Origin of the sequence: Pelagimonas phthalicica, assembly GCF_004364805.1 — a bacterium.
GTDB classification, from domain to species: Bacteria; Pseudomonadota; Alphaproteobacteria; order Rhodobacterales; family Rhodobacteraceae; genus Pelagimonas; species Pelagimonas phthalicica.
Genome location: NZ_SOAP01000001.1, coordinates 1,057,250 through 1,084,011 on the forward strand (window position 1 = coordinate 1,057,250; position 26,762 = coordinate 1,084,011).

Consider the following 26,762-nt stretch of genomic DNA (forward strand, 5'->3'; position numbering starts at 1 on the left):
TCCCCAATTCATCGAATGGTGTCCCCTAGGTCACCTTTAGTCCCAGTCTCAGCGTACAAACAGGCCAAAAGGCTGCATTGTTATCGCTAACGGCTTGCGCTGCTTATTGCCTATTTCCCTTCGCCGCGCAACTGCCCTATGTCTTGGCGATAACAGATGACGGTAAAATGACATACAAGCCATATCACATTGAAGGGGCCAACCGGAAAAGCCGTTGGCTGATCACCTGCGACCACGCACGTAACACTGTGCCACCGGATTTGGGCGGCAGTTTGGGCCTGCCTGCTGAGGATATGGCGCGCCATATTGCCTTTGACCCCGGTGCCGAAGGTGTGTCGCTGGCATTGGGCGAAGCTTTGGGCGCGCCGGTGCTGCTTGGCAATTTTTCACGACTGGTGATCGACCCAAATCGTGGCGAGGACGACCCGACACTGCTGATGAAGCTTTATGATGGCTCTGTCATTCCAGGAAACAGACACGCCGATGCGGCCGAGCGCGAACGCCGCCTGAACGCCTATTACCGGCCTTATCATAAGGCTCTGTCAGAGCTTGCGTCAAAGCATGAGGATACGGTGATTGTGGCGGTGCATTCCTTTACCCGTCAGTTGCGAGGACGTCCGACACGGCCCTGGCATATCGGCGTGTTGCATGCCTGGGACAGCCGGCTGAGCGACCCGTTCATTGACCTGCTGGAGGCGGAGCCAGACCTGACAGTGGGCCGGAACGAGCCCTATCCCGGACATCTGCCCGGCGACGCTGTGGATCGGCACGCGCTGAAACATGGCCGCAATAATACCTTGATCGAATTGCGCAATGACCTGATCGAAACAGATCAACAACAACAGCACTGGGGCCAACGACTGGCACCTCTGCTCGAGCAAGCCTTGACCAAAGTGCCAGACTGATCCCAACAGATCGGCCTGGTGCCCAAAAGTTTTATCTAAAACTTTTGCAAATTCCGTCGACGGAATTTGTATCGACAGCCACAAGGAAGTGAACCCAATGGACGAACAGACAAGACTGGAAATCGAAGCCGCCGCCTTTCGCCGGTTACGCAAGCACCTAATGGAAGACCGCCGCGATGTTCAGAATATCGACATGATGAATCTGGCGGGCTTTTGCCGCAACTGCCTGTCGCGCTGGTATCAGGAAGCCGCCAACGAAAAGGGCATCGAAATGGACAAGGCTGAGGCCCGCGAGATCTATTACGGCATGCCTTATGACGACTGGAAAAACCTAAACCAGACCGAAGCCAGCCCAGAACAGCAGGCCGCCTTTGAGGTCGCGTTCAAAGAGAACGTCACCGACAAAGAGGCCTAAGTCGCTAAGCCGCCTCTTTAGGCAGCCCCCTAAATATCCTGCTTGGCGCGCGCGGCCTTGAACCCGGGTCGCGTGCGGGTTCGCTTTAGATACTCGGAAAACGCCTCTGGGGGTTCTGGAAACTTGGCCGTCAGAGCCCAGCCCGCAAGATGGGTCAGCAGAATATCCGGAATCGTGAAGTCCTGCCCCATGAGGTAAGGCCCCTCGACCTCGGCCATGATCGCACTGACATTGCGTAGGTAATCAGCCTTACAGGTCTCTTTGACCTCGGGCACCCGTTCGGCCTCGGGCAAGACAAATGAGTGTCGAGCCGCCGTCCAGAGCTGGGTTTCAACCTCATCGAGAATGCGAAAGGTCATGGCGTCCTGCTGCGCGCGGGCAATCGTGCCCGGCTTTGCCGTTAATGCGCCATGCTTATCTGCCAAATAGGTCAGAATGGCGGCGCTGTCGCGAATGGCATCTTCGCCATCCATCAAAACAGGAATTTTGCCGAGTGCGCTGACCTGCTTGATATCTTCTGATTGTGGCGGTGCCGGGATCTGGTCATAGGGTTGCCCCAACTCTTCCAGCATCCACATGACACGAAACGTGCGGCTGCGCGGGTGGCCGTATAATTTATAGCTCAAATTGGTCTCCTGTCGCTGTCAGTGCCAATCTGACCCGGAGATTAGCGGCGCGCAAGATAGGCCAACCTCACAAATGCGCGTTCAACCAAAGCCACAGCTGGGGCCTTTTGCCCGGCAGAGCGCAAGGTCAAGTCGGCCTCCATCAACACATCCAGCGCGCCTTCGAGCCGTTCAACCGTCCAGCGCTGCGCCTGCCGCAGCATTCGGTCACGGCGTGGGCCAAAGATCGGCGGGCGCATCCGGGTGATGCCCTGAGCCGGACCACCTGGGGCCGAGGCCAAGGTATAGAGCGCGCGAAAATGGCGCATGCCCATGATCAGCAACGTCACCGGGGCGACGCCCTGCGCGGTCAAACGCTGCATGATCGGTGCAATCTCGGGCGTGCGCCCTTCGGCCAGAATATGAAATATCTGGTCAATCTCGGCTTCAATCGAGGCGGGTGCGTTCAGCTCAACCTCTTCGGCCGTCAAGGCAGAGCCGTCATTCAGCTTATAAAGCGCAATCTTTTCGAGAACCTGCCGGAAATCCCCCGGTGTCAGGCTGCGCGCCAGCTCTTCCAGCGCCCCCATCGCGTCGCGATCAACCTCTTTAAGCCCGGCGCGGGTCATCTCGGCTTCGATTTCGGCCCGTCCCATCGGGTCGTTATAGAGAGCCGCCGCATAGGTGCGCTGGTCACCTTCAAACAGCTTGCGCAGGGCGGATTTGGCCGTCAACTGCCCAGCCGTTGCAATGATCTGCGCATCGCCGGGCCGCCAATCGTCAAAGGCCGCCTTAAAGGTCTTGGCCAACCCATCCGTTGCCTCTTCGACCAGCACCACGCGCGGCCCGGGAAAGAACCCCTGCGCCTTGACCGCATCCAACAAAGCCGCCGCATCCTTGCGCAGATCCGCCCCGCTCATCCGGGTCAGGCGCATTTCCTCTTCGCCATTTGGGCCGACCAATTTGGCCACCACCTCTTGGCGTTTCATGGCAACGCGCATGGTGTCTTCCCCGCAGATCAGCAGACCTGCCGCATCCGGGTTGGGTTTGTTGAAATAGGCATTGGCGTCGCGGGCGGACAGCTTCATCTTGGCAAGTCATCCGCCTGCAGAATCAGATCATCAATCACCTGATCGGTGAGAATGATCATCAACCGCTCATAGGCGTCGCGCTGCGCCGCCATGGTGGCAACGGTCGAACCAGTGTTGGAATAGCCAGTGAAGGCGCTGGTTTTGCCAGTCAGCAAAACCGCCTTATCCTGCGACAGGCTATAGCTGGCATGGCCGTTCACCCGGAATCGGGTTGTGTTCCCGCTCGAGGTTGCGCCCTGCCCCAGTTCAGACGTCTTAAGCTCGACCTTGAGATCGTAAAGCGGATTAACCGCGTGGCCCATCCGCTCTTCAAAACGGCGATTGAACTGGTAACTGTCGCGCGTTTCCGGCGCGTTCAGCTTGATGCTGCCCTGCAACGGACCACCGGAGCCTTGCGGGCCATAAACAGGTGTAAACCCGCAAGCGGTCAGGGTCAGCGCCGCCAACCCTGCCAAAACAGTTCTTCGCTTAGACAACCACATTCACAATCCGCCCTGGCACCACGATCAGCTTTTTCGGTTGGCCCCCATCCAGGGCCTTCACCACAGCTTCGTGTGCCAGCGCGAGCTTTTCAACCTCTTCCTTGGCCAAATCGCGCGCGACCTGCATTTCGCCGCGCCGCTTGCCATTGATCTGGATCGGCAAGGTCACAGTATCCTCGACCAGCAGGCTTTCATCCGCCACCGGCCAAGGCGCATTCGCGATCAAGCCTTCGCCACCCAAAAGCTGCCAAAGCTCCTCTGACAGGTGCGGAGTCATTGGCGACATCAGCTGCGCCAAGGTCTTGGCGGCAAAGCGTTTTACCTCGGACCCGGCACGGGATTTGTGCAAGGCATTGGTAAAGCCATAAAGCTTGGCGATTGAGGCGTTAAAGCCAAAGCTTTCAACGCCCATGGTCACATCATGGATCGCCTTGTGGGTTTCACGCAGCAGCGCCTCGTCCTCTTTGGTCGGCGCAACATCGCCTTCCGCGATTTCCGCACAGATGCGGAAGACGCGCGACAAGTGCTTGTTCGCCGCCTCAGCGCCCGAAGCTGTCCATTCCACGTCCCGTTCGGGCGGGGAATCGGACAGGACGAACCAGCGCGCCGTGTCGGCACCATAGGCTTTGATGATCTCGACCGGGTCGACCACGTTGTTCTTGGATTTGGACATCTTGGCCGAGGGAATGATTTTGACCTCGGTTCCGTCTTTCAAGAACCCCTTGCCGTCGCGCAGCTCCACATCTTCTGGGAAATGATAGACAGGGCGGCCATCCTCACCGGTGGTCTGATAAATCGCGTGCGTCACCATGCCTTGGGTGAACAAAGCGTTGAACGGCTCGCGCGATTTATCCGGCAGATGGCCGGTGATGTTCATCGCACGGGCAAAGAAACGCGAATAAAGCAGGTGCAGGATCGCGTGTTCGATACCGCCAATATACTGGTCAACATTCATCCAGTATTCAGCCTCAGCCAGATCGGTCGGGGTTTGCGCACGCGGCGCTGTGAAGCGCGCGTAATACCAGGACGAATCGACAAAAGTGTCCATCGTGTCGGTTTCACGTTTGGCCGGAGCCCCGCATTTCGGACAGGCCACATCGCGCCAGGTCGGGTGACGATCCAGCGGATTGCCCGGGATGGAAAAGTCGATTTCCTCGTTGCCATTGTCAAAAGGCAGCTCAATCGGCAGATTTTCCTTTTTCTCAGGCACCACACCACAGCTGTCACAATGCACAACCGGGATCGGGCAACCCCAGTAACGCTGACGGGACAGGCCCCAATCGCGCAGGCGGAACTTGGTCACTCCGTTGCCCCAGCCATCCTTTTCGGCTAGGTCAATGGCCGCATCTACGGCGGCGTCACCGGTTTGCTCTGTCGCACCAGCAAAGCCACGCAGATAGGTGACCTTGTCGGTTTTTGGCGGCACAAAGGCCTCGGTGATGTCGTCTTCACCAAAGACCGGGATGATCGGCAATTCGTATTTGGTGGCGAATTCATAGTCGCGCGGATCATGAGCCGGGCAGGCAAAGATCGCGCCGGTGCCGTAATCCATCAGGATGAAATTCGCGATCCAGACCGGCAATTCCCAATTCGGATCAAGCGGATGCTTGACCCGAATGCCGGTATCAATGCCCAGCTTCTCTGCCTTTTCCAGCGCTTCGGCGGTGGTGCCACCTTTGCGCATTTCAGCGAGCTGTGCCGCAACTTCCGGGTTTTGCGCCTCAAGCTCTTTGGAAATCGCGTGATCGGGCGAAATACCGACAAAGGACGCACCCATCAGCGTATCGGGACGGGTGGTGTAGACGGTGATCGGGGCTTCGCCATCAGTGCGCTCAAAGCCAAACTCAAGCCCGCGCGACTTGCCGATCCAGTTCTCCTGCATCAGGCGCACCTTGGCGGGCCAGTTATCCAGCGTGTCCAAAGCTTCCAACAGCTCTTCGGAATAATCCGAGATCTTAAAGAACCACTGCGTCAGCTCGCGCCGCTCCACTTCGGCCCCCGAGCGCCAGCCCTTGCCGTCGATGACCTGTTCATTGGCCAGAACAGTCATATCTACCGGGTCCCAGTTGACCACGGCGTTTTTACGATAGACCAGACCTTTTTCAAGGAAATCAAGGAACAAGGCCTGCTGCTGGCCGTAATATTCCGGGTCGCAGGTCGCAAACATGCGCGTCCAGTCCAGGCCAAAGCCCAGCGGTTTCATCTGCCCGACCATGGTGTCGATATTGTCATAGGTCCAGGTCTTGGGGTGACCGCCCGACTTCATCGCCGCGTTTTCCGCCGGCATACCAAAGGCGTCAAAGCCCATCGGGTGCAACACATTATGACCGGTCGACAGCTTGTAGCGCGCGATCACATCACCCATCGTGTAGTTGCGCACATGGCCAATATGGATGCGTCCCGACGGATAGGGGAACATTTCCAGCACGTAATATTTGGGCTTGTCGCCCTCACGGCTGGCTACAAAGGTTCCGGCCTCTTCCCAGGCGGCTTGCCATTTTGGCTCGATCGATGCGGGGTCGTAACGCGACATATGTCTTCCTCAAACGGGCGGATTTGGCGGATGTGATAGGGGTATGGCGCGCAATCGTCCAGCCTTTGGCGGCTTTTTGGCAACCCATGACGCCATTTATGGCCCCTCCCATTGGCGAAGCCCCGCCCCCGTGGCACAAGAAGGCAAAAGAGTACCAGAGGCAGTGTCATGAAAATCCTTTTGATCCATCAGAATTTTCCCGGTCAATACAAACACCTTGCCCCTGCTCTTGTGAAACAAGGCCATCAGGTTGTGGCGCTGACCTGCAAGGTCAAACAACCCACCGAATGGCAGGGGGTGAAAATCATCCCCTATGAGGTCAAGGGCAGCTCGACCAAGGGGATTCACCCCTGGCTGGCCGATTTCGAAACCAAGCTGCTGCGCGCGACCTCTTGCTATCGCGGGGCCCTGGGCCTCAAGAATCAGGGATTTGAACCCGATGTGATCTGCGCCCATCACGGCTGGGGCGAATCCATGTTTCTCAAGGATATCTGGCCAACCGCGCGCCTGGGGCTTTATTGCGAGCTCTATCATCTGACCGGGCCGGATTTCCTCAACTACGATCCGGAATTCCCGTCCAAAAGCCCCGAAGGCGACAAGCTGCGCATTCGGATGAAAAATATGAACAACCGCCTGCATGAGGAAGTCATGGATGCCGGGATCAGCCCGACCCGCTTTCAGGCCGACACCTTCCCAGCGCGCTGGCAGGATCGCATCACAGTTGCCCATGACGGAATCGATACCGATCTCGTGCGCCCGAACCCGGATGCGCAGTTAAAGGTCTCGGATGACCTGACCTTGACTCGCAAGGATGAGGTCATCACCTTTATCAACCGCAATCTCGAACCCTATCGCGGTTACCACATATTTATGCGCGCCCTGCCCGAGATCCTGAAACGTAGGCCCAATGCCCATGTGGTTCTGCTGGGCGGCGACGAAGTTTCTTACGGGGCCAAAGCCCCTAAAGGGCAAACATGGAAACAGATCTTTATCGACGAGGTGCGCGGCCGCATTCCAACCCCGCATTGGAATCGTGTGCATTTCATGGGGCGCGTTCCCTATGACACCTATCTGTCGATGATTCAGGTCGGCACCGCACATGTCTATCTGACCTATCCCTTTGTCCTTTCATGGTCCTTGTTGGAATCCATGAGCGCAGGTTGCGCGATTCTCGCCAGCGACACCGCCCCGGTGCGCGAGGTCATGACCGAAGGCGAAACTGGCCAATTTGTCGATTTCTTTGACCATATGGCTTTGACCGAGCGGCTATGCGCCCTACTCGACGATCCTGCCACCCGACAAATGTTGGGCGAAAACGCACGGCAATTTGTGCGCGAAAACTATGACCTGAAAACGATTTGCCTGCCGCAACATCTGGAATGGGTTCAAAACCTCGCTCAACAATGCCCGCGCCCTGTGCTGGATTGACCCTCTGCGAGGGGTGTTAATGCTAACTGGCAGAATTCCTGCCCATTAAATCGAACCCGAAACAAAAAAGGCAGCGCAATTTCGCGCTGCCCTTAAATTCTCGTGCATGCCGTTTCGACCTTAGAGACGGCTGTCCTGCGCCCTCAACTGGCGTGCACGCGTCAGAATCGCATCTTCGATGGCACGAACCGTCGCCGCGCTTACCGGACCGGACCTTGTCGACAGTGCAACGTTCAACGACCGCGCGTCCAAAGCCGGGTCGTTTACATGAATGGTCGCCCGATAGGCACGTCCACCACCCGGAGGCGTGCCGTAGCCGGTGATGATCACGCCGCTAAATGGATCAATGGATTGAACCGGCAGAAAATCCAACGTTTCAAGTGAGGCGTTCCAGATGTACTTATTGACCGCGCCAATCTGGCCCTGGTCCTCACGCGACCGGAATAAGTCCCATATTGTCCCACGCGGTTTGTTCCGCCCCTCATAAAGGATGTCATCCAGAATCTCACTGGCAGGCGGCGTATCGACAGGTTGTCTGGAAGCCGAACGGCTGCATCCTGCCTCGACCAGCACCACCAGGCTCAGCCCAAGCCCCAAAAAGATTCGTGAAACGCTCATTCGGCCATTCCCCCACTTACGTGTTTCCCATTGCATACTCGGCGCGCGCGCGGGCAGCAAGATATCATTGCTAAACACTATTATCCTGAACTTATCGGCAGGTTGTTGCCCACATCTCTCGGATTCCGAGCCTCTCACCAAAAACCTTGTGGCAATTGCGCATCACTAACCCGCTTGTTGGCCACAGTCATTTCAGACGGGTTGCAAAGACCGGGGTCAGAAGCGCATAGATCACCCATCAGGGCCGAGCAGTCGGCCTGGTAGTGCCTTTGAACACATGAGGGAAACAATGAAACATATCCTGCTTGCTACCACCGCACTGGTCGCATCCGCTGGCATCGCATCTGCGGAAATCGAGCTGTCTGGCTCCGCTGAAATGGGCATCATCGGTGGTTCCGGTGAAGTTGGCGGCGTTGACGTAGACATCGAAACTCAGTTCCACACCGACATCGACGTGACCTTCACCATGTCCGGTGAAACCGACAACGGCCTGACCTTTGGCGCGTCCATCGATCTGGACGAGTCCGACAATGATGGCGCAGACAACAACGGCACCGACCCAACCGGTTCCCGCGCCTTCGCCAACACCACTCAAGGTGGTGAAACAATCTTCATCGCTTACGGTGCAGCAAAGCTGACCATGGGTGACGTTGACGGCGCGTTGGACGCCGCGATGAAAGAAGCCATCATCGGTTCCGCGATCAACGACGATCACGAGCACGCCGGTTACAACGGCAACTCCGGTTTTGACGGCGGTTACGACGGTCAGATCGCTCAGTTCTCCTATGCCGCTTCCGGCTTCACCGGCTACCTGTCGGTTGAACTGGACGATTTCGGCAACACCGACCCAATCTGGGGTCTGGGTGTTGCGTACTCCACCGAGCTGGCAGGCCTGACACTGGGTGTTGGTCTGGGTTACCAGACTGTTGAAGACGCAAGCACTTGGGGTCTGTCTGTTGACACCACCTTCAACAACGGCATTCAGGCAATCCTGAACTACTCCACCGTTGATTTCGGTGTTGCAGGTGCAGAAGATCAGAAGCACTTCGGTCTGGCACTGGGTTACACCATGAACGCTCTGACCATCGGCGTGAACTACGGTAAGTTCGACGATGTGCTTGGTGTTGATGGCGATACCTCCAAAGGCTTCGGCTTGGCAGTTGACTATGATCTGGGCGGTGGTGCCGAGGTTCAGTTCGGCTACGGCAAATCCGACATGGATATCGGTGGCGTAGAATCCGACCTGAGCACATGGTCCCTGGGTGTTGCAATGTCCTTCTAAGGACTGCAGCCTAATGGCTTAAGAGAGAGCGGGCTTCGGCCCGCTCTTTTCTTTTTGGGCAAAGCTCTTTAGCAGATGATCAAGACCAGACGCGGAGAGCACAGATGCCCCTGACAGATATCCAAGATCGAATTGCCAAAGCCTGTGCCGAGGCCGAGCGTGACATCTCTGAGGTGCAGTTGATCGCCGTCAGCAAGGTGCAACCACTTGAGCGGGTCGAACAGGTCTTGGAGCAAGGCCATCGGTTGTTCGGCGAAAACCGCGTGCAAGAGGCCGCCAGCAAGTGGCCTGATTTCAAAACCCGCTATCCCGATGCCTCGGTTCATCTGATTGGCCCGTTGCAATCCAACAAAGCCCGCCACGCGATGGAACTCTGCGACGCGATCCACTCGGTTGATCGGCCAAAATTGGCAACCACCCTCGCCCGCCTCGCGCAAGAGATTGGCAATTGCCCTGATCTCTTCATCCAGGTGAACACAGGCGAAGAACCGCAAAAGGCCGGTGTTCTTCCGGCTGAGGCGGACCAGTTTATCGCGGATGCCCGCGCGCTTGATCTACCCATCAAAGGATTGATGTGCATCCCGCCGGTCGAAGAAACCCCCAGCCTGCATTTCTCGCTTTTGCGCAAGATTGCTGAACGAAACGGGCTTGCAGGCCTGTCCATGGGGATGAGCGCAGATTTCGAGCAGGCCATCGCCTTTGGTGCCACTCATATCCGCGTCGGCTCGGCTATTTTTGGCGATCGGGTCAAACCAGCTGAATAGTTGATATATCCAGATTGCAGGCGGTTTAAAGCCAGTCTAGGGTGCCGCCATGGCTGTCCCTGTTGAAACATTCTTTCTGTCGCAAAACACCCAAGGCACCCTGCAGGCGCGAATCCAGCAGATGGTGGCCGAAGGGATCCTGTCGGGCCGTTTTCGTAACGGGGAAAAGCTGCCATCCACCCGCCAGCTTGCCAAACATCTCGGCGTCAGCCGTATCACGGTCACGCTGGCCTATACCGAATTGCAGGCCAATGACTACTTGGTCTCTCGCGGACGGTCGGGGTATTTTGTCAGCGAAAACGCCCCGCAGCCGCCCAACTTCGGCCCGCTTGCCCCGAGCGAAGACAAGGTTGACTGGGACCAGGCCCTGGCCCGCCGCTATCTGCCGGAGCGTCCGCTTGGGGCGGCCAAGCCTACCGATTGGGCCAGCTACCGCTTTCCGTTCATTTATGGCCAGGCCGACGCCAAGCTGTTTGACCACGCCAATTGGCGGCTCTGTGCGATGCAGGCTCTGGGGGCCAAGGATTTCACGGCGCTCACACAAGACCAGTTTGATATGGATGATTCCGAACTGGTCACGTTCATTGCGCGCCACAGCCTACCCCGCCGTGGAATCATCGCTGGCCCTGATGAAATCCTGATCACCATGGGCGCGCAAAACGCGCTGTGGTTGGCGGCCCAGCTTTTGGGACAAAAGCGCAAGGTTGCGGTCGAAGATCCGTGTTACCCGGAATTGCGCAGCCTGCTACGTCAGGTCGGCGCTCAGATCTCGCCGGTTCCCGTTGACGAAGAAGGCCTGCCACCGGAAAACATTCCAAAGGGCAGTCAGGTCATTTTCACCACGCCCAGCCATCAATGCCCCACATCCTCGACCCTGCCCCGGCATCGCCGCGAAGCCCTATTGAAACGGGCCGCCGAATTGGACGCGATCATTGTCGAGGATGATTACGAATTCGAAATGTCCTTTCTCTCGCCCCCCAGCCCGGCACTCAAAAGCTTGGATGAGGACGGGCGCGTGGTCTATGTGGGCAGCTTTTCCAAATCACTCTTTCCCGGCCTACGACTGGGCTACCTTGTCGGGTCTGCCGAATTCATCCGCGAGGCCCGCGCCCTGCGCGCCTCGGTTCTGCGCCACCCGCCCGGTCATATCCAACGCACCGCTGCCTATTTCCTGTCCTTGGGCCATTACGATGCTTTGATTCGCCGCATCGGCGTGGCCCTGACCGAACGACGCCAGGCGATGGAGACCGCCATTGACCAATACGGGTTGGAAATCGCTGGCAAGGGGGCGCATGGCGGCTCATCCCTGTGGATGCAGGCCCCTGCCGATATCGACACCCATATCTTTGCCCAAAACCTGCGCGACAAAGGCGTTTTGATCGAACCCGGAGAAGCGTTTTTTGCCGGACCAAGCAAGCCGCGCAACTATTATCGGCTGGGCTATAGTTCCATCCCCTCCGAACGTATTCCCGAAGGCATCGCCCGCATCAGCGAGGCGCTTGCGCAAATGAACCAGCAAGGCTAAGCCCCCGTTATGCGGATTATCAGAGACTACCAGTACACCACCTCCAAAGATCGCGGTGCCAGCGTCGCGATTGGCAATTTCGACGGGGTGCATGTCGGCCATCAGGCTGTGATTGAACTCGCGCGTCAGGCTGATCCGGATGCACCACTGGGAGTCCTGACATTTGAACCGCATCCACGTGAATATTTCGCGCCCGATGCCCCGCCCTTTCGCCTGATGAGTGCCGAGGCCCGCGCCTCGCGTTTGGATAAGCTGGGTGTCAAACACCTCTATCAGCTGAATTTCAACACAGCCTTGGCCTCGCTCACCCCGCGCGAATTTGCGCAAAACGTGATCTGCGACGGGCTGGGTTTGAAACATATCGTCGTCGGTGCCGATTTCTGTTTCGGCAAGGGGCGCAAAGGCACGGTTGAGGATCTCAAGGCCTTTGGTCAGGAATTGGGTTTTGGCGTGACCATCGCAGAGTTGTTGGAAACAGGAGGGGTGCAAGTGTCATCCACGGCCATTCGCAATGCGCTGAGCGAAGGACGCCCGCGCGACGCTGCCTTACAGCTTGGCCACTGGCACAGGATCGAAGGCGAAGTGATCGGCGGTGAACAACGCGGTCGCGAGCTGGGCTATCCCACTGCCAACATGTCCATCGACGGGCTGCATCCGCCAAAATTCGGCGTCTATGCGGTGCTGGTCGACGTGATGGACGGCCCCCATCAAGGCAGCTATCGCGGCGCGGCCTCGGTCGGCGTGCGCCCGATGTTTGACGGCCAGCATCCCAATATCGAAACCTTTCTGTTTGATTTCACCGGCGATCTTTACGGCGCGACCCTGTCTGTCGCCCTTGTCGATTACCTGCGCCCAGAGCTGAAATTCGACGGGCTCGACGCGCTTATTACGCAAATGGATGCCGATTGCGCTCAGGCGCGTGACATTCTGGCGGCGCTATGAGCGGTGACATCGACCGCAAGGGGCTCGCTCCGCGCTTTTGGGACCGAAAACCGCTCAACAAACTGTCCGATAAAGAGTGGGAAGCTCTGTGTGACGGCTGCGGTAAATGCTGTCTGAACAAGCTCGAAGACGAAGAAACCGGCGAAGTCGCCCTGACCCGTGTGGCCTGTCGCCTGCTGGATGACGCGACCTGCCTGTGCTCGCAATATGAGATCCGGCACCAATTTGTCCCCGAATGCATCGTTTTGCGCCCCTCCAATATCGAGAAGAACCTCTATTGGATGCCGGAAACCTGCGCCTACAAGCTTTTGTGGAACAAACAACCCTTACCCGAATGGCACCCCTTGGTGTCAGGACGCGCCGATTCAGTGCACGAAGCCGGCATATCCATGCAAGGGCGCACCGTCTCAGAATTCGACATCGCTGATGAAGATTGGGAAGACCATATTATTGAGGAGCCGATCTGATGTTCTTTGCCTCTGACAATTCCGGCCCGGCCCACCCCGCCGTATTGGACGCCCTGACCGCAGCCAATACCGGTTACACATTGGGCTATGGCAATGACGATCTGACCCGCGAGGTCCAACAAAAAATCCGCGACCTGTTTGAGGCCCCAGAGGCCGCTGTCTATCTCGTCGGCACAGGAACAGCGGCAAATGCCCTGGCCCTCTCTGTGCTCTGTCAGCCATTTGAGACGGTTTTTTGCGCCGCCCGCGCCCATATTGTCGAAGACGAATGCAACGCGCCTGAATTCTACACCGGCGGGGCCAAGCTAACCTTGGTCGGCGACGGCGATCAAATGACCCCGGCACAGTTGCGGTCGGCCATCGAGGCCGAGGAAAATCGCGGCGTCCACGGCCCGCAGCGCGGGGCCGTCTCGATCACCAATGTCGCGGAATTGGGCAATACCTATTCCCTGGCCGAGCTTGCTGCGCTTTGCGATGTGGCCAAAGAATTCGGTCTGCCTGTGCATCTGGACGGGGCCCGTTTTTCCCAGGCTTGCGCAGCCCTGAACTGCACCCCAGCCGAGATGAGCTGGAAACTTGGTGTCGACGTTGCTGTTTTTGGCGGCACCAAGAACGGCTTGATGGGTGTCGAAGCGGTGGTGATCTTTGACCCCAAACGCGCCTATGAATTCGAACTGCGCCGCAAACGTGGCGGCCATCTGTTTTCCAAACACCGCTATCTTGCCGCCCAGATGAACGCCTTTTTGACAGATGACCTGTGGTTGAATCTGGCGCAAAAGGCCAATGACTCAGCCGCGCTTTTGTACAATGGCCTTGAGGAATTGGGCGTTGATCTGATCACTCAAACCCCGGCCAATGTGATCTTTTTCAACCTGCCACTGGGCGCTCACAAAGCTCTGCAAAAAGCCGGGGCAGTATATTACCTCATGGGGGACGAAACCGGCCCTGACGCATCCATCGTCACAGGCCGTTTGGTGTGCGATTGGTCCATCGGGTCCGCAGGTGTCGAACGGTTTTTATCGGAACTGCGCCGGATTTTGGCATGATGTAGGGTGGGGTTCCACCCCACCTGTCTCATCCAAAGATCAATTCATCTGGAAGTGCAGCTCATAGCTTCCGTCATGGAAGGCACCGAACAGATCGCCAATATCCGGGTGATCAACCGGCTCACCGGAATAATCCGCCACCAGATTCTGTTCCGAGACATAGGCCACGTAAAAGCTCTGATCATTCTCGGCCAGCAAATGGTAAAAAGGCTGCTTCTTGGCCGGGCGCGAATCCTCGGGAATCGCCTCATACCATTCTTCGGTATTGGAAAATTCTGGATCTACATCAAAAACCACCCCGCGAAACGGATGTTTGCGGTGCCGGACAACCTGGCCCAGGTGATATTTTGCGCGTTTTTGTTGCATCATCCGCCTCTTTAAGCCCTATTTTAGCGAAAAAGCGAGGGGCTTGTCCATTTTTCGGGCCTGCTTTTTAGGAAACACTGTGTGCAATGCTTCCCGATAGTGCAAGTCAACCCGCCTGATACCTGCCCTATCGGCGGGATTCCATACCCATTCCGGAATTGTGATTTCCTCATCCGCTTTGATCCGTTAAAATAGGGTCAAAGAACAAAACAAATAGCGAGAGGCAAATGAGCAAGTGGCTTCGCGCAATGGTGATCACCCTCCTCGTGGCGTCCTGTGGCGGCGGCGGTGGCGGGTCTGGAAATTCACCGCGCAATCTGGATGACGCCTGTGCGATCATCAAACAACGACCGCAATATATCCGCGCCTTCCGCGCGGCAGAACGCAAATGGGGCGTGCCCGTGCATGTCCAGATGGCAACCATCTACCAAGAGAGCAAATTCGTCTCGGATGCGCGCACACCTTTGCGGTTCAAACTGGGCGTGATCCCGATGGGCCGGCAAAGCTCGGCCTTTGGCTATAGCCAAGCCCTGGACGGCACCTGGAAAGAATATCTGCGCGCCGAAGGGCGCCGTTCAGCCCGGCGCGACAATATCCGCGACGCGACCGACTTTATGGGTTGGTACATGAATGGCACCAAAGAGCAGCTGGGCATTCCCCTTTGGGATGCACGCCGTCAGTACCTTGCCTATCACGAAGGCCGCGGCGGCTATCGCCGAGGCACCTACAACTCCAAAGCGTGGTTGCTGCGTGTCTCGTCAGAGGTAGGGCAACGCGCTGTGACCTACCAACAGCAACTGTCGCGCTGCCGGGCTGCTCGATAGGCGCATGGGCATTCAGCGATTACAAAAACGAAGGGGCCGTCATTTCGGCCCCTTTTTGCGTGTCCTGTTCTGTAATCAATTATGCCGGTTCAGCTTTTTGACCTCTGGCTCAATCTGGAACAGGCGATTGGGCAGGCTCTTTTGTTGTAACTCGCCCAGGATCACCGTGGTCAGGCTGCCATTGCCGTCATCGATGATCCATTGACGCAACTGCACCGGGTTCCCGGTAAACTTGAGCTGGATCGAGCCATATTCGGGATGTTTCGGATCTCGCGCGGTTACAATGGTGGCTGTGCCGTCATAGCTGTGCCCTGTCACCATCCCCGCCGTTTTCAGATCGACCTTCTTGGCCAAAATGATCGATAGGGGCGTCCGGCGCAGGGGATAGGTTTCGGGCTGCCCGTTCAGCTTGCGATCCAGCACATAAACCGCGCCGCCATGGGCGAGAACCAGGGCCTTTTCCGGCGGGTTATAATCAAAGCGCACCTTGCCCGGGCGTTTGATCATGATCTCTCCGGTCGAAATCGATTGATCGGCATTGATCTGGGTAAAGCTGCTCTGCGCAGATTTGATCGTGTTCAGATACCGCGAGATTTCGTTCAGGCTCAGTTTCTGCGCCTGAGCGGGCAATGCGACAATCGTGACTGCCAATGCGGCAACTAGAGTGCGGATCATGTCTTGGTCCTTCTGCTCAACTGGCCCGTTTGTGCCACGATCCTTGCGGATATGCGATAGCGGGCCTTGGGCAAAAGATATCAGGCGCAAACCAGCCCCGATCAAGGGGAGAGTCGCGCCGAACGCTTCAGCTCTGCGCTCCAACAGAGTTTTGAGCAGGATCGTGCCTAAGAAAAGGGGCGATCCGCCAATGCGCACCACCCCAAATTCCGTCTACGGAATTTGCAAAAGTTTTAGATAAAACTTTTGTTCCGCCCAGACGTGATCATTGCTCAGGAACCAAAATCTCGCGTTTGCCGACATGGTTGGCCCCGGACACAACGCCTTCGTCTTCCATCTGCTCCACCAGACGCGCGGCCTTGTTATAGCCGATGCCCAGTTTGCGCTGGATGTAGGAGGTCGAGCATTTGCGATCCTTGATCACAATCGCCACCGCCTGATCGTACAACGCATCTTCGCCGTTGGTATTGCCACCGGTATTCAGCCCCAAAACCGCGTCGATATTGCTTGCCTTGTCCTCATCCGGACCAGCCACCACACCCGAAACATATTCCGGCGGGCCAAAGGCCTTGAGGTGGTTCACGATCTCTTCCACCTCTTCATCGCTGACAAACGGGCCATGGCAGCGGGTGATCTTGGCCCCGCCGGCCATATAGAGCATGTCGCCCATGCCCAGCAGTTGTTCGGCCCCCATCTCACCCAGAATGGTGCGCGAGTCGATTTTCGAGGTCACCTGGAAGGAAATCCGGGTGGGGAAGTTCGCCTTGATCGTCCCGGTGATCACGTCCACCGACGGGCGCTGTGTTGCCATAATCAAGTGGATACCCGAGGCCCGCGCCATCTGCGCCAAACGCTGGATGCAGGCTTCGATCTCTTTACCCGCAACCATCATCAGGTCGGCCATCTCGTCGACGATCACAACGATATAAGGCATCTTCTTGGGTTCGATCTGTTCGGTCTCGAACACCGGTTCACCGGTCTCATCATCAAAACCCGTCTGAACCGTGCGTTCAAACAGCTCTCCCTTGGCCAAGGCATCCGCCACACGGCCATTATAGCCGTCAATGTTGCGCACACCCATCTTGGACATCTTGCGATAGCGATCTTCCATCTCGCCCACGACCCATTTCAAGGCCACCACAGCCTTTTTCGGGTCGGTCACAACCGGCGACAGCAGGTGCGGGATGCCGTCATAAACCGACAGTTCCAGCATCTTGGGGTCGATCATGATCAAACGGCAATCATCCGGGCTCAGCTTGTAAAGCAGCGACAGGATCATCGTATTGATCGCCACGGATTTACCCGAACCGGTCGTCCCCGCGATCAGCAGGTGAGGCATCTTGGCCAGGTTGGCCACAACCGGGTCACCGCCAATATCCTTGCCCAGCGCCAGTGGCAGCTTGTGATTGCCGTCACCGAACTCACGCCCGGCGAGGATTTCGCGGAAACACACCATCTCACGCTTGTCGTTAGGCAATTCGATGCCAATCACACTGCGCCCCGGCACGGTCGAAACACGTGCAGAGAGGGCAGACATGGACCGCGCAATGTCATCGGCCAGGCCAATCACGCGCGACGCTTTTAGACCCGGCGCAGGTTCCAATTCGTACATGGTGACAACTGGGCCCGGACGGACCGAGACAATTTCGCCTTTGACGCCATAATCATCCAGCACCGCCTCAAGCATACGCGCGTTTTCTTCCAGCGCTTCATCGCTCAGATGGTGACGTTCCACCGCTTCGGGCGACATCAGCAGGCCGAGCGGCGGCAGCTCATATTCCGGCTTGTTGTCATCAAACTGCAATTGCGGCTGCGCCTCAGCCTGAGCGCGTTTGCTCGGTTGAATGGGTTTGCGCACCGGTTGCTGCACCACCGCCTTTTTCGGCTCGGCCTTTGGGATCGGCATATGTGGCTGAGCCATGCGCGGCGCAGGTGTTGGCTCCGACACGATCTCAGGTTCAGCCACAGGGGTGTAATCCTGCGCGCCGTAATCGTCGAAATCCGCCATTTCGGCGTAATGATCAATCTGCGGTTCCGCCGCCAATTCAGGCGCAGGGGGCAACGCGGTTTCAACCATCTCCTCAACCGCTTCCATCATCGGTGCCTCAGGCACAAACCCAGCTGTCAAAGGCGGTTCGGGCGGCAATTCCGTGCCGCGAGGCGCAGTATCTACGATCAACGGTTGTGGCCCATGCCCGCGCCCTTTGGTCAAAGGTTTGCTCGGGTCGTGTTGCGGGCGCACAGCGACAGGGCTGGTGCGACGGCGCGATTTGACCGCATCTGCGATCTTGGATTGGATACGGTCCGGGTTCGGGGCCTCGACGTCATGCTCCATGACATTGGCCACCATTTCCGGCTCGGGCATCGGTTCAGCCCCACCGCGACGGATCAGAGAAGGCATTCGCGACAGGAACCCGGTCTTGGCCGGGGCCGGTTCGACCATGTCCGCCTCGTCGACCAGATAATCGTCTTCTGCGACCGCCTCCTGCGGGATCTCAGCGCGTTGAACGCGCGGCGCGGCTGGCACCGCCTCTTGCGCCTCAGCCCAGGCGGCTGCCTCGGCGGCTTCAACACGGCGCGCCTCGCGCTTTTCGGCTTGCGCTGCCTGCACGCGTTGCGCCGCGCCAACGGCCCCAACAGCGCCGCGGCCAACCAGTTTCATCAATGTGGCATAGGTCACCACAACGCCGACAATCAGGAACCGGGCAATCCCGCGCAGCTCATCCTTGGTAAAGCCCAGCACCAGTGCGCCCATAGCCAGGATCACACCCGCCAGCAAAACCTGCATGATCTTCAACCCGACAGCAGCCGAAACCGGCAAAATGTTCAGCAAGGACCCCATGACCATATCGCCAAAGAGCCCGCCCATGCCAAAACTGTGGCTCCACCCTTCGGCCTGCGGCAGACCAGCGGCATAGACCGAACAAAGCGCAATCCAGATCGGCGAAAACACCGCCAGAAAGAACCGCCCCTCGCCGCGATGAGAGACAAAGCGCAACCCCCAAGCGATCAAAGTCGCGGCAATCGCCCAACTTCCCACACCACAAATTGTATAAAGCGGTGCGGCAAACAGGGCACCGGGGCGTCCCATCCAGTTTTGAATCGGCGCATCCGAGGCACTGAACCAAGAAGGGTCATTGGCAGAATAGCTGGCAATCGCCGCTGCGGCCATCACACCCAGCACAATCAACGCCATCCCGATCAGCTCGCGCCCGCGTCGTTCCAGCGTCGCCGCCGTATCGGTGTCGAACAATGGGTCGCGTCCCCGTGCCTGAAATGATGCCATCTTGTGCCTCTTTTTGGTCTTTTGGTTCTTGTTGTTATTCTTGGTCAAACAGGCAGTCCCGGATAAGGGTCAGCCCTGCTTCTGTGTCGTCATAGGGGGCGACCAGCGCCACCCGGATAAATCCTTGCCCCGGATTGCCCTCAGTCGTGTCGCGCGACAGATACGCGCCCGGCAGCACACGCACGCCGGTCTCTTGCCAAAGCTTCAGCGTGGCGGCTTCGCCATCCGCAACCGGCAACCACAGGAACATGCCCGCCTGCGGCGACATATAGCCCGGCACATTGCCAAAGATGCGGTCAGCCAACTCGTATTTGGCTTTGTAAAGCGCGCGGTTCTCTTCCACATGCGCCTCATCTGCCCAAAGCCGTTCTGCTGCGCGTTGTAGTGGCATGGGCAAAGGCGCTCCGGCATAGGCACGCAACTGCTTCATGCGCGCGATACTCTCCGGCCCACCGGCAACAAAACCAGACCGTAACCCCGGCAGGTTTGACCGTTTGGACAGCGAATGAAAGATCAAAACCCGTTCGGCACTTGCGCCCATGGCTTGCGCCACCTGCAACGCGCCCACCGGCTGTTCGCCGCGATAGACTTCGGAATAACACTCATCCGCCAGGATCTGGAAATCGTGTTTTTCGCCCAATTCGATCAATTGCTGCCAATAGGCTTCATCGGCAATTGTCCCCTGCGGATTGGCCGGCGAACAGATATAGCACAGCGCCGCACGATCCAGCTCTTCGGCAGGCAGGGCCGCAAAATCCGGCAAATGCCCGGTCGCCTCGGTCGCCGGAACAAAGACAGGCTCCGCCGCCGCCGAAATCGCCGAGATCATGTAAACCTGATAAAACGGGTTCGGCATGAGCACGCTGCTGCCCTCAGGGCACAAGGCCATCCCGGCATTGTATAGGCCTTCGCGCGTGCCATTCAGCGCCAGCACCTGCGTCTCCGGGTCTACATCCGCAGCAAAACGCCGTTTGATCCAATCGGCAATGGCCCCGCGCAGCTCTGGCGTGCCCTCATTGATCGGATAACGACCAAATTCAGCGGCATGTTCGACGATGACATCCGACACCCAGGCCGGAAAGGCATGTTTCGGCTCGCCAATGGACATATGGCGCACCGGACCACCCGGTTCGTGCACGTCCAAAAGAGCGCGCAGACGCGGGAATGCATAAGCCGGTAGGTTCGAAAACCGCTCGGGGAACATCGTAAAACTGCCTCATATATCGGGATCATTGGCGCCCCGTTTGACAGCAGGATACGAAATCAGAGGGGGATCTGTCCAGAATCCCCGTTTGTTCCCCGATAGATGTGGCGCGAATGTCGCAACTCGTGCCGATCACCGCAGCCGGCTCATTAGGTCGGCATGTTTCTCTGGGCTAAAAATATCCCGGGGTGAATTGGTCGCCTTGCGACCAAGAGGGGCAGCGCCCCTCCCCCCCCGCCCGCGGCACGCGCAAAGCCTGTCTCAGGCTTTTTGCCCGCGCAGAACCTGTTCAACACCCGCCGCCAGGCGCAACAAACGCTCCTCTTGCATCGGACCTGCATTCAACAGGATGCCGCAACTGGCCAAGGATGTGGGCAAGGAGATACTGCTCAACCCCATCAGGTTCCCAACCCGGGTGTTGCGCAAGGACAGCAGGTTGGCCCGCACATAATACTCCCCCTGTGCCAGCAACTTATCCGTTTTTGGTGCAAAGATTGGCGAGCTTGGAGTGATCACCGCATCAAAACCCCTGGTGGCTTTGGCATAGGCGGCCCGCGCCTGTTCCAACCGCTGCCAGGCCTGCAAATATTCCGCCCCGCTTGCGCCCTGACCGGCTTCAAACCGCTCGCGGATGGCCGGGAACATGACATCGGGCTGTGCGGTGATCTCCTCGCCCCACTCCGCCCAGGCCTCCACCGTATAAAGCACCCCCGAATCCGCCAATGATCCGGCGATTTCTGGCACTTCGATCGGTACAATCTCCACCCCGGCCTCAGCCAATTGCCCCAAGACAGCCTGGTAATTCTCAGCAATCTCCGGCTCCATCTCATCCAGAACCACATTTTGCAGCGCCGCCAATCGCACGCCTTGCAGGGAGACCCCACGCAGATCAGCCGCTTTGCGCCCCTCCAGGGTCGCGAGCGTCAGCGCCGCATCTTCGACCGTCCGACACAGCGGGCCAACCGTGTCGAATTTCTTGCAAAGCGGCACAACACCTTGCAAAGACAGACGCCCGGAGGTGGTTTTCAACCCGACAAGATCGTTCCAGGCCGACGGGATGCGCACCGACCCGCCAGTATCCGAGCCAATCGCCGCGGCGGCCAGGCCAAAAGCCACCGAGGCTGCAGCCCCCGAAGACGACCCGCCAGACACCGCATCCGGGTCATTCACACAAGGCGGCGTCTTCTTGACCGGGTTCAACCCAAGCCCAGAAAAGGCCAATTCGGACATATGCGTTTTGCCCAGGCAAACCAGGCCCATCGCCGTCGCAACCTGCAGAACCAAGGCATCGCTCTCAGGCACACGCCCTTGCAACAAATCCGACCCGGCTTCGGTCACAATGCCCGCCGTATCAAACAGGTCTTTCCAACTGATGGGCACCCCATCCAAAGGCGAAAGACGTTGCCCCAATTTGGCGCGCCTACTGGCCGCCTCGGCCTCGGCCAGGGCGCGATCCGGCGTTACGCGGGCATAAATCCGGTCCCGCAGCGGATGCGCGGCGATCTTGTCCAGATAGCTCTGGGTCAACTCCACCGGGTCCAGCTCACCACGTTCAATGGCCCGCCCCTGTTCGCTCGCGCTTTTCTCCGTCCAACCCATGACTTGCCCCTTCGCTTTTGCCGCACGGTAGCGGCAGTGTTGCGCATGGACAATCCCGTTCAGAGGCGCATATTGCAGCCCATGGATAGCGATTTGATCATAGTGGGCGGCGGGTTGAATGGCCCGGCCCTTGCTTTGGCCGCGGCGCAGGCCGGTTTGCACAGCATCGTGATCGATGCCCTGCCTTTGGACGCCCGCGACGATCCCGATTTTGACGGCCGTTCCTACGCCTTGGCGCAATCCTCCAAACGGATGCTCGCGGCCTTGGGATTGTGGGACAGACTGGCTGCAAACGCGCAAGCCATGAATGAGATCAAGGTTTCGGACGGGCGCGTTGGCGATGCCGAAGTCTTTCTGGGCCTGCATTTCAACAGCGCCGAGATCGAAGACGGCCCCATGGGCTATATGCTGGAAGACCGCTATTTGCGTCGCGCTCTCTTGGCGGCGATGGAGGCCAGCCCGCTGATCACCCATCACGCGGAAACAACCGTGGTGGCGCAGTCCTGCGATATTCAGCACGCTGCGGTCACACTGGCCGATGGAACCGAGCTCTCGGCGCGTCTCTTGGTTGGGGCGGATGGGCGGCGCAGCGGCACCTGCGCGCGCGCAGGCATTCGCCGCACCGGTTGGGATTACGGGCAGACCGCGCTGGTCTGCGCCATTGCCCATGAAAAACCGCATCATGGCGTGGCCCATCAGCTGTTCCTGCCGCCCGGCCCGCTGGCCATTTTGCCCCTGACCGGCAATCGCAGCTCTATCGTATGGAGCGAACGACACGCGCAGGCCCGTGCGGTGAACGCGCTGGATGAACGGGCCTATCTCGACATCCTGCGCCCGCGTTTTGGCGATTTCCTCGGTGAGATTTCTTTGGCAGGAGACCGGTTTACCTATCCGCTGAACCTGACCCTTGCCAATCACTTCGTCTCGGACCGCATGGCCTTGATCGGCGATGCGGCGCATGGGATGCACCCGATTGCCGGGCAAGGGTTGAATGCGGGATTGCGCGATGTCGCTGCTCTGGCGCATGTGATCACCCATGCGGTTCGGCGCGGCGAAGACTTCGCCTCGGTGCTGGTGCTGGAGCGCTATCAAAGCTGGAGGCGCTGGGACACGGCGTCGCTCGCGGCGGCAACAGATGTGTTCAACCGGTTGTTCTCCAACGATAACGCAATTATGCGCGCCGGGCGCGATTTGGGCATGGCACTGATTGGCGGCCTGCCGGGTTTACGACGCAGCTTCATGCGCGAAGCCGCCGGGTTGACCGGAGATCTGCCCGATTTGATGCGCGGATAGGGGGATTGGGGCGCTGCCCCGCCCCGAGCAAGCTCGGGACTCCCCGGGATATTTTGGGCCCAAAGAAACCTTGGGGAGGGGTTGATGGAAAGACTTGCAATTGTGACGGGCGCGGCGCGCGGCATAGGGCTGGCAACGACGGATCTGTTTCTTGAAATGGGGTGGCGCGTGGCGATGGTGGATCGCGACGGGACAGAACTTCACAGCGTTGCTGCAGAGCGCGAGAATGTTCTGGCGGTTGAGCGCGATATTTCGGACCCGGAGGCGGTCAGCGCCATGGTTGCCGACTGCCTGCAATGGGCTGGGCGAATTGATGCCCTGATCAACAATGCTGGCGTGGCAGAGTTCGGACCGGTAGGAGACACGGAATTCGCCATGTGGCGGCGGGTTATGGAGACCAATCTGGACGGGGTGTTTCTGTGCACGCAAGCCTGTAGCGATGCGTTGAAAGCGAGCAAAGGCGCGGTGGTCAATATCGCCTCGATCAGCGGATTGCGCGCCTCGACCCTGCGGGTGGCCTATGGTACGTCAAAGGCGGCGGTGATCCAATTGACCAAACAACATGCGGCGGAGCTGGGTGAGTTTGGCATCCGGGTGAACTGTGTCGCGCCGGGGCCCGTGCGTACCAAGCTGGCCATGGCGGTGCATACGCAAGAGATCATCGACGCCTATCACGACGCCCTGCCCCTGAACCGCTATGGCAGCGAGCGCGAGATTGCCGAGGCGATCTGCTTCCTTGCCTCTGACAAAGCCTCTTATGTCACCGGACAAGTACTGGCGGCGGATGGCGGGTTTGAGGCCACCGGGGTTGGCTTACCGGCTTTGCGGCGCTGATTGCATGATTGGACCAATCACCTCGATGCGGTTGGTCCAGACATAACCGTCGAAATGTGCGGGAACACGCGCCCAGGCATCGGCATCCTCGATCCCGCTGGAAAAGCCGGACCCGTCATAATCACCCAGCAGAATGACCGTGGTGCCCGCCTGTTGCATCCGCTGGGTAAAACGATGCGGCCAGCCCCAGACTATAGGTGCAAAATTCTGTGGCACGACGATAATCTGGTCGCGGCAGGCCTCGCCGACATATCCGCTCCATCCGGTCAGCATGTAGCTTTGGGCGCAGGCTTTTACGCTGACCTTGTCATAGCCAAGCATGCCCGGAAGCTCTGTCAAAGCAGCCCGGGTGGGCTGGCGGCCGCCATAAATGCCCCAGATCTTGGCGCGATAGGTCGGATTTTGCAGCAAGGCGGCCAGGGCAACGCCCTCTTCTGCGCGATTGCTTTTGAAGTTGATGAGGAACTGCCCCGGCAGATCCGCCTCAAGCACCTCAGTCAGGGTCGGCATGCGGTTGCCTTTGCCGCGTAGCGGATAATTTTGACCATCCGAGGTAAAGCCATAGCCGATATCCAGCGCACTCAGCGCCTCCCAGCTGTGTTTATGCGTGACGCCCTGGCCATTGGTTTGACAGTCCAATGTCCAATCGTGAAAGACGGCGAATTCGCCATCCGTGGTCAGATGCACGTCCAGCTCGACCACCTCGGCCCCCGCCTCAAACGCGGCGCGCATGGAGGGGATGGTGTTTTCGATGAGGTCATGGGTTATCGGGAGGACGTTTTCAGCGCGGCAGGTGTCATTATTGCGGTCTGAGCCCGCATAAATCTGGTGAATGCCGCGATGCGCCAAAAGTTTGGGGCTTGCATCGTCAGATACCGTCACCGGCAACGATGTGTTGTTCAACCAAAGCCCGAAACACAGCAATCCAACAACGATCAAAACACGCTTTAGAACGATCATTTGTACCCCGAAAAGCAAACAGGGCGGGAAGATCCCGCCCTGTAGAACCTTGCCGATTGGCAGGGCTTATTTCAAGCGCTGACCATTGGCCAGAACATGGCCTTCGGCGTTAACTTCGATCACTGAGGTTGCGGTATCAGGCTCTGCGCCCGGCACGGTGAACATGCCCAGCATCATGCGGCCACCCATGGCGTCCTCTTCGGACAGCAGGCCCATGCCAATCAGCTTGTCGATCAGGCCATTGGCACCGGAAACGGCGACGTCCAGCTTGCCCTCGGGGCGTGGCAGACCGTCAAAGCTGTCCAGATCCGTGTTGTCAAAGGTGAAGGCTCCGGAACCGGTGATTTTGCCACCCACGGCGTCGATGACCAGCTCACGCAGGGTGACCTCGTTCAGCTCGCCCGGCATGCTGCCTTCCATCTCCATCTTCATGACGTCGTCTTCGTTCAGGAAGTTGACCAGCGGCGAAACCTTGGCATCCATAGCAACGCGGATGGTGGCCGGATCGCGTGGCAGCTGAGCGCCCGGATCAAAGATGTTCCACAGCAGGTCGGCCATCTGGAAACCGCCCAGAACCACCTCAAGTGTAGCGTCTTGCGGGGCGTCGCCCGGCTTCAGCGGTGCTGCCAGCGTAAAGCCGGTTTCCGCCATCTGTGCCGAGACCGGCAGCGGGATTTCCGGGCCGGACATGTCGACCTTTACGTCAGTGCCGCCAACCTTGTAGGTCATGGCGTCACCCGACATGGCAATGGTCAGCGAGCCACTGCCAGAGCTGGTCTTGCCCTGCGTGGTGCCGCTGCGCTCGGTCACAGCGAATTCAAGACGGCCGCCCTGGTGACCCATGGTGACGTCAACGCCAAACCCGCCTTCGAACAGGGCGGTCGGGTCGGCATAATCCACACCTTCGGGCATGACGGTTTCACCGGAACCGGTCAGACCGTTCAGCGCACCGTTGAACAGCGCCGCATCGTCATTATCGGGGTCGTTGAAAGCAACGTCATAGGTCAGGTTGCCATAGTCAAAGGTCTGCGAAACGCTTTGCAAACCAGCCGCGCGCAGGACGGTGGATTTGCCCGAGATCGGGCCAGCCACGATATCGGCCCGCAGCATATCGCGGGTGATTTCCATGCCATCGGCCATCATCTTGCCCAGCGACATCGCCATTTTGGTGGCAGTGTAATCATAGGTCAGGTTGTTCGGCTCACCGGACACGACCAGCTTCATGTCTTCCTGGGTAAAGTTGATGGTCACGTCAATCTCGTCACCGCCATCTGTGCCCTTGATCATCACCGGCATGTCCGCCGGGAAGGTGATCAAAACAGTGCCATCGCCCTGATCGGTCAGATCCATTGTGCCCATGCTAAAGGCCACGGACCCGTCGATATCCGGGACCGGAATGGACATGACAACATCATTGACTTTCAAATTGCCGCCATCGGCCATCTCGGTGGCGGTCACCGAATAGCCAAATCCTTGCATATAGGCTTCGAGATCATCCCAGACCTGCTGCGGCGTCACATCCGCAAGGGCCGGGGTCGTCAGAGCGCATAGGGCCAGCGCAGATACCCCTGAAAACCGTTTCATTAATCCACCTCTTCTGTCGGTTGGTCAAAATATG

24 protein-coding genes are annotated in these 26,762 nt (G+C 58.4%); 12 read left to right on the forward strand and 12 right to left on the reverse strand.

What is annotated here, in order from left to right:
• Positions 1-167 precede the first annotated feature (167 nt).
• Together CLV87_RS05250 and CLV87_RS05255 are read left to right on the forward strand one after the other, a co-directional pair.
• Entirely contained in the window at positions 168-905 is a 738-nt protein-coding gene (locus CLV87_RS05250) for an N-formylglutamate amidohydrolase (RefSeq protein WP_099243054.1), read from the forward strand.
• A 97-nt stretch (positions 906-1,002) separates the two neighbouring features.
• Positions 1,003-1,320, forward strand: coding sequence for a DUF1244 domain-containing protein (locus tag CLV87_RS05255; protein ID WP_099243052.1), 318 nt, complete (start codon positions 1,003-1,005; stop codon positions 1,318-1,320).
• A gap of 29 nt (positions 1,321-1,349) precedes the next feature.
• Here the strand turns inward: CLV87_RS05255 and CLV87_RS05260 are convergent, their stop codons facing one another.
• The 4 genes from CLV87_RS05260 to leuS are packed head-to-tail and all read right to left on the reverse strand — an operon-like array spanning position 1,350 to position 6,031.
• Positions 1,350-1,946 carry a glutathione S-transferase family protein gene (locus CLV87_RS05260; RefSeq protein ID WP_099243050.1) on the reverse strand — a complete coding sequence of 199 codons (597 nt, stop codon included), beginning with the start codon at positions 1,944-1,946 and terminating at the stop codon, positions 1,350-1,352.
• Positions 1,947-1,987: 41 nt separating this feature from the next.
• Positions 1,988-3,013: a DNA polymerase III subunit delta gene (gene holA / locus CLV87_RS05265; protein ID WP_099243048.1), complete on the reverse strand. Its 1,026-nt coding sequence runs from the start codon at positions 3,011-3,013 to the stop codon at positions 1,988-1,990.
• On the reverse strand, positions 3,010-3,498 hold the full coding sequence (gene lptE, locus CLV87_RS05270; RefSeq protein ID WP_099243046.1) for an LPS assembly lipoprotein LptE: 489 nt from the start codon (positions 3,496-3,498) through the stop codon (positions 3,010-3,012). Before lptE ends, holA begins: the two co-directional genes overlap by 4 nt.
• Positions 3,485-6,031: a leucine--tRNA ligase gene (gene leuS, locus CLV87_RS05275; protein WP_099243044.1), complete on the reverse strand. Its 2,547-nt coding sequence runs from the start codon at positions 6,029-6,031 to the stop codon at positions 3,485-3,487. Before leuS ends, lptE begins: the two co-directional genes overlap by 14 nt.
• Positions 6,032-6,199: 168 nt before the next feature.
• Here leuS and CLV87_RS05280 point away from each other — a divergent pair, with 168 nt between their 5' ends.
• Complete coding sequence (locus tag CLV87_RS05280) at positions 6,200-7,459, forward strand: glycosyltransferase (protein WP_099243042.1); 1,260 nt, start codon at positions 6,200-6,202, stop codon at positions 7,457-7,459.
• 120 nt (positions 7,460-7,579) lie between these two features.
• On the opposite strand, the gene CLV87_RS05285 is transcribed toward CLV87_RS05280, so the two are convergent.
• Positions 7,580-8,077 (reverse strand): DUF3576 domain-containing protein, encoded by a 498-nt coding sequence (locus CLV87_RS05285; RefSeq protein WP_099243040.1) that lies wholly within the window; start codon positions 8,075-8,077, stop codon positions 7,580-7,582.
• Positions 8,078-8,366: 289 nt separating this feature from the next.
• On the opposite strand from CLV87_RS05285, the gene CLV87_RS05290 reads away from it, so the two are divergent.
• The 6 genes from CLV87_RS05290 (at position 8,367) to CLV87_RS05315 (ending at position 14,103) form a co-directional block, all read left to right on the forward strand.
• Positions 8,367-9,359: a porin gene (locus CLV87_RS05290; RefSeq protein ID WP_099243038.1), complete on the forward strand. Its 993-nt coding sequence runs from the start codon at positions 8,367-8,369 to the stop codon at positions 9,357-9,359.
• 104 nt (positions 9,360-9,463) lie between these two features.
• Positions 9,464-10,123 (forward strand): YggS family pyridoxal phosphate-dependent enzyme, encoded by a 660-nt coding sequence (locus CLV87_RS05295; RefSeq protein WP_099243036.1) that lies wholly within the window; start codon positions 9,464-9,466, stop codon positions 10,121-10,123.
• A gap of 49 nt (positions 10,124-10,172) precedes the next feature.
• Complete coding sequence (pdxR, locus tag CLV87_RS05300; protein WP_099243034.1) at positions 10,173-11,648, forward strand: MocR-like pyridoxine biosynthesis transcription factor PdxR; 1,476 nt, start codon at positions 10,173-10,175, stop codon at positions 11,646-11,648.
• Between the two features lie 9 nt (positions 11,649-11,657).
• Positions 11,658-12,590: a bifunctional riboflavin kinase/FAD synthetase gene (locus tag CLV87_RS05305; protein WP_099243032.1), complete on the forward strand. Its 933-nt coding sequence runs from the start codon at positions 11,658-11,660 to the stop codon at positions 12,588-12,590.
• The gene (locus CLV87_RS05310; protein WP_099243030.1) at positions 12,587-13,057 is read left to right on the forward strand and encodes a YcgN family cysteine cluster protein; all 471 of its coding nucleotides are present in this window, start codon (positions 12,587-12,589) and stop codon (positions 13,055-13,057) included. The genes CLV87_RS05305 and CLV87_RS05310 overlap by 4 nt, the downstream gene beginning before the upstream one ends.
• Positions 13,057-14,103, forward strand: coding sequence for a threonine aldolase family protein (locus tag CLV87_RS05315; RefSeq protein WP_099243028.1), 1,047 nt, complete (start codon positions 13,057-13,059; stop codon positions 14,101-14,103). Before CLV87_RS05310 ends, CLV87_RS05315 begins: the two co-directional genes overlap by 1 nt.
• Positions 14,104-14,142: 39 nt before the next feature.
• Here CLV87_RS05315 and hspQ read toward each other — a convergent pair whose 3' ends face one another.
• Positions 14,143-14,469, reverse strand: a complete 327-nt coding sequence (hspQ, locus tag CLV87_RS05320) for a heat shock protein HspQ (protein WP_099244723.1) — start codon at positions 14,467-14,469, stop codon at positions 14,143-14,145.
• 227 nt (positions 14,470-14,696) lie between these two features.
• On the opposite strand from hspQ, the gene CLV87_RS05325 reads away from it, so the two are divergent.
• Positions 14,697-15,293: a transglycosylase SLT domain-containing protein gene (locus CLV87_RS05325; protein ID WP_099243026.1), complete on the forward strand. Its 597-nt coding sequence runs from the start codon at positions 14,697-14,699 to the stop codon at positions 15,291-15,293.
• Positions 15,294-15,368: 75 nt separating this feature from the next.
• Here the strand turns inward: CLV87_RS05325 and CLV87_RS05330 are convergent, their stop codons facing one another.
• The 4 genes from CLV87_RS05330 to CLV87_RS05345 form a co-directional block, all read right to left on the reverse strand.
• Positions 15,369-15,968, reverse strand: a complete 600-nt coding sequence (locus tag CLV87_RS05330; RefSeq protein ID WP_099244721.1) for a LolA family protein — start codon at positions 15,966-15,968, stop codon at positions 15,369-15,371.
• Between the two features lie 265 nt (positions 15,969-16,233).
• The gene (locus CLV87_RS05335) at positions 16,234-19,254 is read right to left on the reverse strand and encodes a DNA translocase FtsK (RefSeq protein WP_099244719.1); all 3,021 of its coding nucleotides are present in this window, start codon (positions 19,252-19,254) and stop codon (positions 16,234-16,236) included.
• 34 nt (positions 19,255-19,288) lie between these two features.
• Entirely contained in the window at positions 19,289-20,458 is a 1,170-nt protein-coding gene (locus CLV87_RS05340; protein WP_099243024.1) for an aminotransferase class I/II-fold pyridoxal phosphate-dependent enzyme, read from the reverse strand.
• A 261-nt stretch (positions 20,459-20,719) separates the two neighbouring features.
• Entirely contained in the window at positions 20,720-22,057 is a 1,338-nt protein-coding gene (locus tag CLV87_RS05345; RefSeq protein WP_133840698.1) for an amidase, read from the reverse strand.
• A gap of 45 nt (positions 22,058-22,102) precedes the next feature.
• Between CLV87_RS05345 and CLV87_RS05350 the strand changes: the two genes are divergently transcribed.
• Together CLV87_RS05350 and CLV87_RS05355 are read left to right on the forward strand one after the other, a co-directional pair.
• The gene (locus CLV87_RS05350; RefSeq protein ID WP_099243020.1) at positions 22,103-23,350 is read left to right on the forward strand and encodes a UbiH/UbiF/VisC/COQ6 family ubiquinone biosynthesis hydroxylase; all 1,248 of its coding nucleotides are present in this window, start codon (positions 22,103-22,105) and stop codon (positions 23,348-23,350) included.
• An 84-nt stretch (positions 23,351-23,434) separates the two neighbouring features.
• The gene (locus CLV87_RS05355; protein ID WP_099243018.1) at positions 23,435-24,184 is read left to right on the forward strand and encodes an SDR family NAD(P)-dependent oxidoreductase; all 750 of its coding nucleotides are present in this window, start codon (positions 23,435-23,437) and stop codon (positions 24,182-24,184) included.
• Here CLV87_RS05355 and CLV87_RS05360 read toward each other — a convergent pair.
• Entirely contained in the window at positions 24,164-25,144 is a 981-nt protein-coding gene (locus CLV87_RS05360) for a glycerophosphodiester phosphodiesterase family protein (RefSeq protein ID WP_099243016.1), read from the reverse strand. The genes CLV87_RS05355 and CLV87_RS05360 overlap by 21 nt on opposite strands.
• Before the next feature lie 66 nt (positions 25,145-25,210).
• Positions 25,211-26,728 (reverse strand): DUF2125 domain-containing protein, encoded by a 1,518-nt coding sequence (locus CLV87_RS05365; RefSeq protein WP_099243014.1) that lies wholly within the window; start codon positions 26,726-26,728, stop codon positions 25,211-25,213.
• Positions 26,729-26,762 lie beyond the last annotated feature (34 nt).

What these genes read in the sequence shown, in the direction of transcription:
- CLV87_RS05255 (WP_099243052.1), top strand. Translation starts at nt 1,003, where the DNA reads ATGGACGAACAGACAAGACTGGAAATCGAAGCCGCCGCCTTTCGCCGG.
- holA (WP_099243048.1), bottom strand. Translation starts at nt 3,013, where the DNA reads ATGAAGCTGTCCGCCCGCGACGCCAATGCCTATTTCAACAAACCCAAC.
- lptE (WP_099243046.1), bottom strand. Translation starts at nt 3,498, where the DNA reads ATGTGGTTGTCTAAGCGAAGAACTGTTTTGGCAGGGTTGGCGGCGCTG.
- CLV87_RS05330 (WP_099244721.1), bottom strand. Translation starts at nt 15,968, where the DNA reads ATGATCCGCACTCTAGTTGCCGCATTGGCAGTCACGATTGTCGCATTG.
- hspQ (WP_099244723.1), bottom strand. Translation starts at nt 14,469, where the DNA reads ATGCAACAAAAACGCGCAAAATATCACCTGGGCCAGGTTGTCCGGCAC.
- CLV87_RS05315 (WP_099243028.1), top strand. Translation starts at nt 13,057, where the DNA reads ATGTTCTTTGCCTCTGACAATTCCGGCCCGGCCCACCCCGCCGTATTG.
- CLV87_RS05340 (WP_099243024.1), bottom strand. Translation starts at nt 20,458, where the DNA reads ATGTTCCCCGAGCGGTTTTCGAACCTACCGGCTTATGCATTCCCGCGT.
- pdxR (WP_099243034.1), top strand. Translation starts at nt 10,173, where the DNA reads ATGGCTGTCCCTGTTGAAACATTCTTTCTGTCGCAAAACACCCAAGGC.
- CLV87_RS05360 (WP_099243016.1), bottom strand. Translation starts at nt 25,144, where the DNA reads ATGATCGTTCTAAAGCGTGTTTTGATCGTTGTTGGATTGCTGTGTTTC.
- CLV87_RS05305 (WP_099243032.1), top strand. Translation starts at nt 11,658, where the DNA reads ATGCGGATTATCAGAGACTACCAGTACACCACCTCCAAAGATCGCGGT.
- CLV87_RS05295 (WP_099243036.1), top strand. Translation starts at nt 9,464, where the DNA reads ATGCCCCTGACAGATATCCAAGATCGAATTGCCAAAGCCTGTGCCGAG.
- CLV87_RS05345 (WP_133840698.1), bottom strand. Translation starts at nt 22,057, where the DNA reads ATGGGTTGGACGGAGAAAAGCGCGAGCGAACAGGGGCGGGCCATTGAA.
- CLV87_RS05280 (WP_099243042.1), top strand. Translation starts at nt 6,200, where the DNA reads ATGAAAATCCTTTTGATCCATCAGAATTTTCCCGGTCAATACAAACAC.
- CLV87_RS05335 (WP_099244719.1), bottom strand. Translation starts at nt 19,254, where the DNA reads ATGGCATCATTTCAGGCACGGGGACGCGACCCATTGTTCGACACCGAT.
- CLV87_RS05350 (WP_099243020.1), top strand. Translation starts at nt 22,103, where the DNA reads ATGGACAATCCCGTTCAGAGGCGCATATTGCAGCCCATGGATAGCGAT.
- CLV87_RS05250 (WP_099243054.1), top strand. Translation starts at nt 168, where the DNA reads ATGACATACAAGCCATATCACATTGAAGGGGCCAACCGGAAAAGCCGT.
- CLV87_RS05365 (WP_099243014.1), bottom strand. Translation starts at nt 26,728, where the DNA reads ATGAAACGGTTTTCAGGGGTATCTGCGCTGGCCCTATGCGCTCTGACG.
- CLV87_RS05290 (WP_099243038.1), top strand. Translation starts at nt 8,367, where the DNA reads ATGAAACATATCCTGCTTGCTACCACCGCACTGGTCGCATCCGCTGGC.
- CLV87_RS05310 (WP_099243030.1), top strand. Translation starts at nt 12,587, where the DNA reads ATGAGCGGTGACATCGACCGCAAGGGGCTCGCTCCGCGCTTTTGGGAC.
- CLV87_RS05285 (WP_099243040.1), bottom strand. Translation starts at nt 8,077, where the DNA reads ATGAGCGTTTCACGAATCTTTTTGGGGCTTGGGCTGAGCCTGGTGGTG.
- leuS (WP_099243044.1), bottom strand. Translation starts at nt 6,031, where the DNA reads ATGTCGCGTTACGACCCCGCATCGATCGAGCCAAAATGGCAAGCCGCC.
- CLV87_RS05355 (WP_099243018.1), top strand. Translation starts at nt 23,435, where the DNA reads ATGGAAAGACTTGCAATTGTGACGGGCGCGGCGCGCGGCATAGGGCTG.
- CLV87_RS05325 (WP_099243026.1), top strand. Translation starts at nt 14,697, where the DNA reads ATGAGCAAGTGGCTTCGCGCAATGGTGATCACCCTCCTCGTGGCGTCC.